Source organism: Denitromonas iodatirespirans, assembly GCF_018524365.1.
Lineage (GTDB): Bacteria > Pseudomonadota > Gammaproteobacteria > Burkholderiales > Rhodocyclaceae > Nitrogeniibacter > Nitrogeniibacter iodatirespirans.
This window is the reverse complement of record NZ_JAEKFT010000002.1, coordinates 125,435-137,791: the sequence shown is the minus strand read 5'-3', so window position 1 is coordinate 137,791 and position 12,357 is coordinate 125,435. Positions and strand designations below refer to the sequence as shown.

Sequence of the window (12,357 nt, the reverse complement as noted above, 5' to 3'; positions counted from 1 at the left end):
ACTCGACCGCCGGCCCGGGCCGGCGGCGTAACGACAGCACCGAACTCACCGGAATCGACGGGGGCTCCCCATGAAACGCCTGATCCTGCTCCTCGCCAGCCACGGCCTCGCCCTGTTCGCGGGCTTCGCCGCCGGCATCTATGTGCTGCCCATCCTCACCGCCCCCGACGCCCCCAGCGCCGAGCAGGCACGCCAGCGTGTCGGCAACGCCATGTTCACCGGCCGCTTCAGCCGCGACCTCAAGGACAGCGACGCCCTGCACTGGGGCGAGGGCACACTGCAGGTGAGCGCGCACGCCATCGCCCTGGAAGGCCGGGTCGCGCCGGGGCCCGACTACCGGCTCTACCTCTCGCCCACCTTCATCGAGACCGAAGCCGAGTTCAAGCGGCTCAAACCCACGCTGGTGCATGTCGGCCATGTGCGCACCTTCGACAACTTCGTGGTCGACGTGCCCCCCGACATCGACCCGGCGCAATACACCACCGCCATCGTCTGGTGCGAAACCTTCGGCCAGTTCATCACGGCGGCCAAGTACCGCTGACCGCCATGAAACTCAACCAGCTCCCCCTCGGCGCCCGCTTCGAATACCAGGGCAAGATCCTCACCAAGACCGGCCCCATGACCGGCGCCACCGAAAAAGGCGGCTCGGTGTTCATCCCCAAGTTCGCCGTGCTCAAAGCCGTCGACGGCGAAGCCCCGCCGCCGCCCAAGGCCGCGCGGTCGGTGGACGCCGATGCGGTGCTGGCCGCCTTCGAGGCCTATCACGGCACGGCGATGCGGCTGGTGGACGAGTCGGGACGGATGGCGCTGGCGGCGGCGCGGGCGCGGTTTCTGAGGGCGCTCGACCACGGCGACGGCAGCACCTGAGGCCGCTACCGGTCGGCAAACGGCGCACGCAAGGTCCGCCGATCGATCGCGCCGATCCCCCGCAAAGCACGACCTGGGCACGCCGCCTCGGGCGGCATGCCCAGAGTCAGAATTCTTTCTTCAGCGCCGCGTTCTCGCGTACGAACACCATGCCGAAGGCGCCGATGGACACCACCTTGTCGTTGACGGTGGTGTAGGAGCCGACGCCGAAGGCGTGGTACTCGGAGAAGAAGGCGGCGACGCGGCCGAGTTGCAGCAGCTTCGCCACCTCGCTGCGCGCGGCCAGCTCGTCGCGGATGGTGTCGCGATGCTTTTCCGGCGAGGGGTTGAGCAAAACGCCGGCGGCGGCGATGACGATCAGGATGGCGGCGAATTTGAGCAGTGAGCGGATCATGGTGGCGCGTCGTTCATCATGGGGCAGCCCGGATCTTCGCACAGGCGCCGCCGTTTCCGCATGCCGGCGCTTGCCTGTCGCCGGCCGCGGTGGCGGCCCCGCAACGACACCGTGCAATTCTCAACCCGCGCCCGTGCGTCTTGCATCCCGATACCGGTCATCGCCACAACGCCGGCCGCCCATGCCCGGCGCCCGCGCCATCGTACGTTCGATTTCCGTCCGTTCATCGTCTTTCTGATCGCCGCCGCGCGCCGCGGCATCGTGCTGCGCTGCAGTGGGTGCCAAGGCGCAGGCCGCCGTCAGCCGCGCCTGGGCGCCGATGCTGCGCGGCAGCATGCGCGCCCGGGCACAGCCATTGCGAAGGAGAAGTCGGTGCGGCGCCATCTGCGCACCGCCATCGAAAAAAACGGAATGGAGACAAACATGGAAGTCCAGACTGCATCTCGCGTGGAGGTGATGGGGATCGATGCCGGCGGCACGATGACCGATACCTTCTTCGTGCGCGAAGACGGCCGCTTCGTGGTCGGCAAGGCGCAAAGCAACCCGGCGGACGAATCGCTCGCCATCTTCAACTCGTCCGAGGACGCGCTGGCCCACTGGGCGCGCAACGTCGATCAGGTCTATCCGGAGTTGGTCACCTGCGTGTATTCGGGCACCGCCATGCTCAACCGGGTGGTGCAGCGCAAGGGCCTGGACGTGGGCCTGATCTGCAACAAGGGCTTCGAGCAGGTGCACTCGATGGGCCGGGCGATCCAGAGCTATCTCGGCTATGCCCTCGAAGACCGCATCCACCTCAACACCCACCGCTATGACGATCCGCTGGTGCCGCTGTCGCGCACCCGCGGCGTGACCGAGCGCACCGACGTGCAGGGCGAGGTGGTGATTCCGCTGCGCGAGCACGAGGTCCGCCAAGCCACGCGCGAGCTGGTGGAAGCCGGCGCCCAGGCGATCGTCATCTGCCTGCTGCAATCCCACAAGAACGAAGCGAGCGAGAAGCGCGCCCGCGATGTGTGCCGCGAAGAACTCAAGGCGCTGGGCGTGGACCTCCCGGTGTTCGCCTCGGTGGACTACTACCCCTCGCGCAAGGAGAGCCACCGCATGAACACCACGGTGCTCGAGGCCTATGCGGCCGAGCCCTCGCGCCAGACGCTCAAGAAGGTGAGCGACCGCTTCAAGAAACACGGCGCCAAGTTCGACCTGCGGGTCATGGCCACCCATGGCGGCACGATCTCGTGGAAGGCCAAGGAGCTGGCGCGCACCATCGTCTCAGGCCCCATCGGCGGGGTGATCGGCTCCAAGCTACTGGGCGAGACCCTGGGCTACGAGAACATCGCCTGCTCCGACATCGGCGGCACCTCCTTCGACATGGCGCTGATCACCAAGGGCAAGTTCTCGATCATGTCCGACCCGGATATGGCGCGCCTGGTGCTCTCCCTGCCGCTGGTGGCGATGGACTCGGTGGGTGCCGGCGCCGGCAGCTTCGTGCGCATCGACCCCTACAGCGGCGGCATCAAGCTGGGGCCGGATTCGGCCGGCTACCGGGTCGGCACCTGCTGGCCGGAGAGCGGGCTGGACACGGTGTCGGTGTCCGACTGCCATGTGGTGCTCGGCTACCTGAACCCGGACAACTTCCTCGGCGGCGCCATCACGCTGGACGTGGAGCGCGCCCGCCAACACATCAAGGCGCAGATCGCCGACCCGCTCGGCCTGTCGGTGGAAGATGCTGCCGCCGGCGTGATCGAGCTGCTCGACCTGCAGCTGCGTGACTACCTGCGCGCCAACATCAGCGCCAAGGGCTACAACGCGGCCGACTTCGTGTGCTTCTCCTACGGCGGCGCCGGCCCGGTGCACACCTACGGCTACACCGAGGGCGCCGGCTTCAAGGATGTGATCGTGCCGGCCTGGGCGGCGGGCTTCTCGGCCTTCGGCTGCGCCTGCGCCGACTTCGAATACCGCTACGACAAGAGCGTGGACGTGGCCGTGCCGCAGCATGGCAGCGACGACGAGAAAGTCGCCGCCAGCCAGACCATCCAGGCCGCCTGGGAGGAACTGGCGGCCAAGGTCATCGAGGAATTCGTCATCAACGGCTTCAAGCCCGAAGACGTGATCCTGCGCCCCGGTTACCGCATGCAGTACATGGGCCAACTCAACGACCTGGAGATCGACTCGCCGATCACCGGCGCGGCCACCGCCGCCGACTGGGACAAGATGGTCGAGGCCTACGAGGAGACCTACTCGCGCGTCTATGCCAGCTCGGCACGCTCGCCGGAGCTGGGCTTCTCGGTCACCGGCGCCATCATGCGCGGCCTGGTCACGGTGCAGAAGCCCTCCCTGCCCGAGGACGAGGAAGCCGGCCCGACCCCGCCGCCGGAAGCGCATCTGGGCACCCGCCCGTTCTACCGCAACAAGCAATGGGTCGATGCGGTGCTGTGGAAGATGGAAGCGCTCAAGCCCGGCAACGAGATCACCGGCCCGGCCATCATCGAATCCGACGCCACCACCTTCGTCGTGCCCAACGGTTTCGCCACCCGGCTCGACAAGCATCGCCTGTTCCACCTGCGCGAAATTCAAGGCAAGTGAGGAGACAACCATGAACATGATGACCCACAAGGAAACCGGCTTCGCCAACCTGCTTGGCACCGGCCAGACTCTGAAGCAATACCGGGACGCGATCCTCGAACGCACGAAGGAGAGCGGCCACTACAACGGGCTCGAGACGCTAGCGCTGCGCGAGGCCGACCCGATCCGCTACGAGAAGCTGTTTTCCAAGCTGCGCGGCGGCCTGGTGCATGCGCGCGAGACGGCCAAGAAGATCGCCGCCAGCCCGATCGTCGAGCAGGAGGGCGAGCTGTGCTTCACCCTCTACAACGCCGCCGGCGACTGCGTGCTCACCTCCACCGGCATCATCATCCATGTCGGCACCATGGGCGCCGCGATCAAGTACATGATCGAGAACAACTGGGAGGCCAACCCCGGCATCAACCCCGGTGACATGTTCACCAACAACGACTGCTCGATCGGCAATGTGCACCCCTGCGACATCGCCACCATCGTGCCGATCTTCGTCCAGGGCAAGCTGATCGGCTGGGTCGGCGGCGTCACCCATGTGATCGACACCGGCGCGGTGACCCCGGGCTCGATGTCCACCGGCCAGACCCAGCGCTTCGGCGACGGCTACATGATCACCTGCCGCAAGACCGGGGTGAACGACACGCCGCTGCGCGACTGGCTGCATGAGTCCCAGCGCTCGGTGCGCACGCCCAAGTACTGGATTCTCGACGAGAAGACCCGCATCGCCGGTTGCCACATGATCCGCGACCTGGTCGAGGAAGTGATCGAGGAGGAAGGCCTGGAGGCCTACGAGCAGTTCGCCTTCGAGGTCATCGAGGAAGGCCGGCGCGGCCTCTCGACGCGCCTCAAGGCCATGACCCTGCCGGGCAAATACCGCAAGGTGGCCTTCGTGGACGTGCCCTACGCCCACGAGGACGTGCAGACCTCCAACGCCTTCGCCAAGCTCGACACCATCATGCACGCCCCGGTGGAGATGGAGATCCGCAAGGACGGCACTTGGCGGCTCGATTTCGAGGGCGCCAGCCGCTGGGGCTGGCACAGCTACAACGCCCACCAGGTGGCCTTCACCAGCGGCATCTGGGTGATGATGACGCAGACCCTGGTGCCCACCCAGCGCATCAACGACGGCGCCTACTACGGCACCGAGTTCCACATGCCCAAGGGCGGCTGGAACAACCCGGACGACCGCCGCACCGGCCACGCCTACGCCTGGCACTTCCTGGTCTCGGCGTGGACCACCATGTGGCGCGGCCTCTCGCAGGCCTACTTCAGCCGCGGCTACCTGGAAGAGGTCAACGCCGGCAACGCCAACACCTCCAACTGGCTGCAGGGCGGCGGCATCAACCAGGACGGCGAGATCCACGCGGTCAACTCCTTCGAAGCCTCCTCCTGCGGCACCGGCGCCTCGGCGATCAAGGACGGCCTCAACCATGCCGCCGCCATCTGGAACCCGGAAGGCGACATGGGCGACATCGAGATCTGGGAGATGGCCGAACCGCTGCTCTACCTCGGCCGCAACGCCAAGTGCAACTCCGGCGGCTACGGCAAGTATCGCGGCGGCTGCGGCTTCGAGACCCTGCGCATGGTGTGGAAGGCGCAGGACTGGACCATGTTCTTCATGGGCAACGGCTTCATGAACAGCGACTGGGGCCTGATGGGCGGCTACCCGTCGGCCACCGGCTACCGCTTCGAAGCCCACAAGACGGGTCTGGAGCAGCGCATCGTGGTCGGCGACAGCCTGCCGCTGGGCGCCGACGTGAATCCGGACGCGCCGGACTACGAGCGCCACATCGATGCCGGCGCCCGCGTCAAGCGCGACCACCAGTGCATGACCACCGAGGACTGCTACGAGAACTACGACCTGTACCTCAACTACCTGCGCGGCGGCCCCGGCTACGGCGACCCGCTCGACCGCGAACCCGAGGCCATCGCCCGCGACCTCAACAACGCCTGGCTGCTGCCGGAGTACGCGCAGAAGGTCTATGGCGCGGCCATCCGTCAGGACGCCAAGGGGGTGTGGAGCGTCGATGCCGAGGCCACAGCGAAGCGTCGCGCCGAGGTGCGCAAGGAGCGGCTCGCCCGCGCCGTGCCCACCCGCGAATGGATGCACGAGGAGCGCGAGCGGATCGTCACCAAGCATGCCAGCGCCCAGGTCAAGCACATGTTCGCCACCAGCTTCGGCCTGTCGGAGAAGTTCCTGAACCAGTTCAAGACCTTCTGGAACCTGCCCGCCGACTGGACCCTCACCGAGGACGAACTGGACGTGCCCTCCTACGGCAGCAAGTACCGCATGGACCTGGCCAAGATGCCCGACGTGCGCACCGTGACCCTGGTCGAGGAATGACCACCCACTGACCCCGATCGCCGCCGGCCCCGGCCGGCGGCCCGCAGAACATCAGGAGACACATCATGAGTCGCTATACCAAGGAACAGGTGGCCAAGCTGGCTGACGGCAAGCTCGACTGGGACACCACCATGCGCATGCTCGCCATGCCCAAGGACAACGAACGCTTCGCCCTCTATGTCGAGGCCCTGCAGAAGAAGGTGAGCTGGCGCGACAAAATTGTCCTGCCGCTCGGCCCGCACCTCTACATCGCCCAGAACGCCAAGAGCAAACAATGGGTGACCAAGTGCGACTGCGGCCACGAGTTCGGCGATTACCGCGAGAACTGGAAGCTCAACGCCGTGGTGTACGTGCGCGACACCGAAGAGGCGATGACCGAGGTCTATCCGAAGCTGATGGCCCCCGACACCGCCTGGCAGGTCTATCGCGAGTACTACTGCCCCAGCTGCGGAACCATGCACGACGTCGAAGCGCCGACGCCCTGGTACCCGGTGATCCACGACTTCGAGCCCGACATCGAAGCCTTCTACGAGGAGTGGGTCGGCCTGCCGGTGCCCGAAAAGGCCGCCTGACCGCACTTGCATCGCCACGCCCCGCCGGTCGGGGCGTGCGCATCACCCGTTCTCTCCCGCCGGCGCGGCGCAACCGGGCCGCGTCGGCTTCGTTTTTGGAGTCCCCATGAAAGCGCTCGTCTATCAAGAGCCCGGCAAGATGGCCTGGCAGGACAAGGCCAAACCCGTCATCGACAAACCGACGGATGCCATCGTCCGCATCACCCGCACCACCATCTGCGGCACCGATCTGCACATCCTCAAGGGCGATGTGCCCACCGTCACGCCGGGGCGCACCCTCGGCCACGAGGGCGTGGGCATCGTCGAATCGGTGGGCGAGGGCGTGAGCCGTTTCAAGCCCGGCGACCATGTCCTCATCTCCTGCATCAGCGCCTGCGGTCGCTGCCTCAACTGCAAGCGCCAGCTCTATGCGCATTGCGAAGACGGCGGCTGGATCCTCGGCCACCTCATCGACGGCACCCAGGCCGAGTATGTGCGCATCCCCCATGCCGACAACAGCCTGCATCCGATCCCCGACGGGGCCGACGAGGAAGCGCTGGTGATGCTCAGCGACATCCTGCCCACGGGCCTGGAGATCGGCGTGCTCAACGGCCAGGTCAAGCCCGGCGACACCGTGGTCATCGTCGGCGCCGGCCCGGTCGGCATGGCCGCGCTGCTCACCGCGCAGTTCTACTCGCCGGCCCGGCTGGTGATGGTCGACATGGACACCAATCGCCTCGACACCGCCCGCCAGCTCGGCGCCACCCACACCTTCAACGCCGCCGAGGGCGACATCGCCGACCGCCTCATGGCGCTCACCGACGGGCGCGGCGCCGACGTGGCGATCGAGGCGGTGGGCATTCCCGCCACCTTCGACCTGTGCCAAGAGATCGTCGCCGCCGGCGGCCACATCGCCAACGTCGGCGTGCATGGCACCCCCGTGAGCCTGCATCTGGACAAGCTCTGGATCCGCAACATCACCCTCACCACCGGCCTGGTCAGCACCCACACCACGCCGATGCTGCTGCAAACGGTGCAGGCCGGCACGCTGTCGCCCGGTTCGCTGGTGACCCACCGCTTCGCCCTCGACGACATCGAGGCGGCCTATCGCGTGTTCGGCAACGCCGCACGCGAAAAGGCAATGAAAGTGATCCTCGAAGCCTGAGCGGCATTGACGATGGAGGAGCTCGCCCCCATGACGACTTATCTGGCGCACGGCACGCGCTTCGAAGACACCGCGCTGTGCCGATTCCTGCACGACTACGGCCATGCCGACCTGGGCGCCCTGCACCTGTGCGCCCGCGAAGAACCGACCCGCTTCTGGGCAGAAGTCGAAGACGCCGTCGGACTCACCTGGCACCGGCGCTACCACACCGTGTGCGACCGGTCCCACGGGCCCGAGTGGCCGCGCTGGTTCGTCGGCGGCGAGCTCGACCTGTTCGAGAACCTCGTCGGCCGCCGCGCCCGGGCCACCCCCGACCAGCCCGCGCTGATCTGGGAGGGCGACGACGGCGACCTGCGCCGCTTCACCTGGCGCGAGCTGGACGATGCGGCCCGGCGCCTCACCACCGCGCTGGCGCGGCTGGGCGTGTGCCCGGGCGAGCGCATCGCCATGTACCTGCCCATGGTGCCAGAGACCGCGGTGGTGTTCCTCGCCGCCGCCCGCCTCGGCGCCATCGTGCTGCCCCTGTTTTCCGGCTACGGCGCCGACGCCGTGGCCAGCCGCCTGATCGACAGCGAAGCGATGGTGATGGTCTGCGCCGACGGCTACCTGCGCCGCGGCAAGCGGGTGGACATGCTCGGCGAGGCCCGCACCGCCGCCGCAGCCGCCCCGGCCCTGGCCCATCTGCTGGTGGTGCCGCGCCTGGGCACGCCCTGGGCGCCGCAGGCGAGCGGGCAGTGGCGTGAGTGGGACTACCGCAGCCTGGTGGCGGCCAGCGATCCGGACACCGGCCCGGCCATCCACGGCACCTCGACGCCGCTGATGATTCTCTACACCTCGGGCACCACCGGCCGCCCCAAGGGCGTGGTCCACACCCATGCCGGCTTCCCGCTCAAGGCGGCGCAGGATCTGCTCATGGCCTTCGATCTCAAGCCCGGCGACCGCCTCGCCTGGATCACCGACATGGGCTGGATGATGGGCCCCTGGCTGGTCTTCGGCGGCCTGCTGCGCGGCGCCACGCTGGTGTTCTTCGAAGGCACGCCCGACCACCCTACGCCGAACCGCATCTGGCAACTGGTGGCCCGCCACCGCCTCACTCACCTGGGCCTGTCGCCCACCCTCGCACGTCTGCTCATGGCCGCCGGCGACGCCGGTCTGCCGCAACCGGGCCAGCTCGACAGCCTGCGGGTGTTCGGGTCCACCGGCGAGCCCTGGAACGACGCGCCCTGGCACTGGCTGTTCGACGCCGTGGGCCAGGGCCGCTGCCCGATCATCAACTATTCCGGCGGCACCGAGATCGGCGGCGGCATCCTCGCCTGCTTTGCCGGCCTGCCGCAGAAGCCCTGCGCCTTCGCCGGCCCGATCCCCGGCATGCAGGCCGATGTGGTCGACATCGACGGCGCCTCGCTGCTCGACCAAGGCACCGGCGAGGAGATCGGCGAGCTGGTACTGCGCGCCCCTTGGCCCGGCATGGCCCACGGCTTCTGGCATGACGCGGCGCGTTACCTGGACACCTACTGGTCGCGCTTCCCCGACCTGTGGGTGCACGGCGACTGGGCACGGGTGGACGCCGACGGCCACTGGTTCATCCAGGGGCGCAGCGACGACACCCTCAAGATCGCCGGCAAGCGCGTCGGCCCGGCCGAGTACGAGTCCGCCCTGGTGGCCCATCCCATGGTGGCCGAAGCGGTGGCCATCGGCGTGCCGGACCCGGTCAAGGGCGAAGTGGCCACCTGCTTCGTCACCGTCGCCGGTGGGGCGGTCGCGGACGACTGGCCCGGGGTCGAGGCCGAGCTGATCCGCCATGTGGCGGCCCTGCTCGGCAAGCCGCTGGCGCCGGCGCGGGTGCACCGGGTGGCCGCGCTGCCGCGCACCCGCAACGGCAAGATCCTGCGGCGCGTGGTGCGGGCGGTGTGGCTCGACACCGACCCGGGCGACCTGAGCGCCCTCGAAAACCCGGCCGCGCTCGACGCCCTGGCCAATTGCCGCGCGGCCGGCGAAGCCATCGCCTGAGCGCCGAAGCGTTCGATTTCCGGCCGTTCGGACGACGAACGTTCGGAAATCGAACGCTGTCAGCGCTGCTTCGCGTCGGCGACGAGGCACCCCACCGGCGGGCAATCGCCCGCCCACGCGCGCATTCTCCCGCCACACGGCAGGTGGCACCAAGCTTGCTCGTGGATTAGCACCAGCGGTCGCCCGGAGGTGACACCCGGCCCGCTTGAGCTAAGCTGACAGCACGGACGCAACACACCAAGCCAGCACGACGGAGGAGACGCCGCGACGATCTCCACCTGCCAGACGAGCAGCCGGGCGCTGACTTGCAACGAGGAGGAGATCGAACGGATGGCGGAGACAGCCGACGGGCAACGTTTCTCGGAGCCCGGCAACGACGCCGCGGTGATGGCCGCGTGGGAGCACTTTCTGGACGGCAGCGGCCGACCGGCCGACGCGCTGCGCAGCCTGGTGGAAGGCTCATGGCGGCGCTGTCGCGAACACAACGTAGACCCCGACAAGCGCAGCGCCCCGCCGCCGCTGACCGAATCCCGGCTCGAATCCCTGCGCCACACCCACACCGAACTGCTCGAAGCCAGCGCGCCGGTGATGGCCTGCGCGCGCGACTTCCTGGCCGAAACCGGCACCGTCATGGCGCTGGCCGACACGCGCTGCACCATCCTCAGCATGGAGGGCGACACCCGCACCGTGGGCGCGGCCGAAAACATCCACCTGCTGCCCGGCGTGTCCTGGAGCGAACGCATCTGCGGCACCAACGCCATCGGCACCGCCCTGGCGGTGGGCGAGCCGGTGCAGATCCACTCGGCGGAACACTACTGTGCCGGCATCAAGCGCTGGACCTGTTCGGCGATGGTGGTCCGCCACCCCATCGATGGCGAAATCCTCGGCGTGGTGGACGTCTCGGGCCTGTCCGAAACCTACAACCGCCAAAGCTTGGCGCTGGTGGTGACCACCGCCAACCGCATCGAAAGCCGGCTCACCATGCGCGAGACCGAGCTGCGCCTGCGCCTGCTCGAAGCCGCCCTGCCGCACTGGTCGTCCGGCACCGACAGCGTGGTGCTCTTCGACCGGCGCGGTTATCCGGTCAAGGCCAACGGCAATGCCCAGGCGGTGCTCACCGCGCTCGGCGCCGACCTCGACCTGAGCCGGCCACGTCGCATCCCCGCCCTCGCCCTGGAGGGCGACTTGTCGGACCTGCCGCCGTGGCTACGGCCCGAGTGGCTCGCCCCCGTCACCGACCGTGGCGCCCGCATCGGCACGCTGCTCGTCCTGCCACTGCCCGCACTCGGGCGCCTGCGCGACAAACCGGCGGAGGCGGTCGACAGCCTGCCGGCCGGCTTCGGCAACATCGTCACCGCCGACCGCGGCCTGCAAACCGCGGTGCGCAAGGCCGGCCAGCTGGCCCGCTCCAAGGTACCGGTGCTGCTGCTCGGCGAGACCGGCGTCGGCAAAGAGGAGTTCGCCCAGGGCATCCACCAAGCCAGCCCCTTCGGCGACGGCCCCTTCGTCGCGCTCAACTGCGGCGGGCTGTCACGCGAGCTGCTGGCCAGCGAGCTGTTCGGCTATGTGGACGGCGCCTTCACCGGCGCGCGGCGCGGCGGCGTGATCGGCAAGATCGAAGCGGCCAACGGCGGCACCTTGTTTCTCGACGAAATCGGCGAAATGCCCATGGACCTGCAACCCCACCTGTTGCGGGTGCTGGAGCAGGGCGAGATCTACCGCCTCGGCGAAAACGTGCCGCGCCAGACCAACTTCCGCCTGGTGGCCGCCACCCACCGCGACCTGCGCCAGGAGGTTGCCGACGGGCGCTTTCGCATGGACCTCTACTACCGGGTCGCGGTCACCTCGATCCGCATCCCCGCGCTGCGCGACCGCGTCGGCGACATCCCGCTGCTGCTGCGCCATTTCCTCGCCCACTTCGCCGAGCGCCACCACATGCCGATCCCCGCGGTCGACGACGCGGTCACCGCCCGGCTGGCCCGCTATGCCTGGCCGGGCAATGTGCGCGAGCTGCGCAACGTGGTCGAGAGCATGCTGCTGGTGAGCGACGGCGACCGCCTCGACATCGACATGCTGCCGCCTGAACTCGACGCGCTGGATCCCGAAACGGCACCGCCCCTGTCTGCCATCGCAAGCGGGCAGCGCATCAGCGATGTCGAGGCCGACCTCATCCGCCGCACCATCGCCGACACCGGCGGCAACCTCACCCGCGCCGCCCGGCAACTGGCCATCGCCAAGAGCACCCTCTACCAAAAGCTCAGGGACTACGGCCTCTACGACGAAGTCATGCAGCAACGCAGCCAGCGGCTGGGCATGCGCTGACGATCGGGCCTCATGCCATCTGCTGGATCCGGATCATGTTGCCGGCCGGATCGCGCACTCCGTAGGGCTGGTCGGTCGGCTCCTGGACGATCTCCGCATCCAGCGCCTGCAGGCGCTGGAAGGTGGCGTCCAG

Annotated in this window: 10 protein-coding genes; 8 read left to right on the top strand and 2 right to left on the bottom strand. The window is 68.4% G+C overall.

Annotated features, from left to right (window positions below; genetic code table 11):
* Positions 1-70: 70 nt before the first annotated feature.
* Positions 71-541, top strand: coding sequence for a DM13 domain-containing protein (locus I8J34_RS02250; protein WP_214359745.1), 471 nt, complete (start codon positions 71-73; stop codon positions 539-541).
* Between the two features lie 5 nt (positions 542-546).
* Complete coding sequence (locus I8J34_RS02245; RefSeq protein ID WP_214359744.1) at positions 547-867, top strand: hypothetical protein; 321 nt, start codon at positions 547-549, stop codon at positions 865-867.
* A 106-nt stretch (positions 868-973) separates the two neighbouring features.
* Here the strand turns inward: I8J34_RS02245 and I8J34_RS02240 are convergent, their stop codons facing one another.
* The gene (locus tag I8J34_RS02240) at positions 974-1,261 is read right to left on the bottom strand and encodes a hypothetical protein (protein ID WP_214359743.1); all 288 of its coding nucleotides are present in this window, start codon (positions 1,259-1,261) and stop codon (positions 974-976) included.
* 423 nt (positions 1,262-1,684) lie between these two features.
* Between I8J34_RS02240 and I8J34_RS02235 the strand changes: the two genes are divergently transcribed.
* From I8J34_RS02235 to I8J34_RS02210, 6 genes are all read left to right on the top strand, one after another.
* The gene (locus I8J34_RS02235) at positions 1,685-3,841 is read left to right on the top strand and encodes a hydantoinase/oxoprolinase family protein (RefSeq protein WP_214359742.1); all 2,157 of its coding nucleotides are present in this window, start codon (positions 1,685-1,687) and stop codon (positions 3,839-3,841) included.
* A 10-nt stretch (positions 3,842-3,851) separates the two neighbouring features.
* The gene (locus I8J34_RS02230) at positions 3,852-6,176 is read left to right on the top strand and encodes a hydantoinase B/oxoprolinase family protein (RefSeq protein WP_214359741.1); all 2,325 of its coding nucleotides are present in this window, start codon (positions 3,852-3,854) and stop codon (positions 6,174-6,176) included.
* 65 nt (positions 6,177-6,241) lie between these two features.
* Positions 6,242-6,748 (top strand): acetone carboxylase subunit gamma, encoded by a 507-nt coding sequence (locus tag I8J34_RS02225; RefSeq protein ID WP_214359740.1) that lies wholly within the window; start codon positions 6,242-6,244, stop codon positions 6,746-6,748.
* Between the two features lie 106 nt (positions 6,749-6,854).
* Entirely contained in the window at positions 6,855-7,892 is a 1,038-nt protein-coding gene (locus I8J34_RS02220; protein WP_214359739.1) for a zinc-dependent alcohol dehydrogenase family protein, read from the top strand.
* Between the two features lie 30 nt (positions 7,893-7,922).
* A complete protein-coding gene (locus I8J34_RS02215; RefSeq protein ID WP_214359738.1) occupies positions 7,923-9,902 on the top strand; it encodes an AMP-binding protein in 1,980 nt (659 codons plus the stop codon).
* A 330-nt stretch (positions 9,903-10,232) separates the two neighbouring features.
* Positions 10,233-12,224: a sigma-54-dependent Fis family transcriptional regulator gene (locus I8J34_RS02210; protein ID WP_214359737.1), complete on the top strand. Its 1,992-nt coding sequence runs from the start codon at positions 10,233-10,235 to the stop codon at positions 12,222-12,224.
* A 10-nt stretch (positions 12,225-12,234) separates the two neighbouring features.
* On the opposite strand, the gene I8J34_RS25075 is transcribed toward I8J34_RS02210, so the two are convergent.
* Entirely contained in the window at positions 12,235-12,357 is a 123-nt protein-coding gene (locus tag I8J34_RS25075) for a VOC family protein (RefSeq protein ID WP_353525650.1), read from the bottom strand.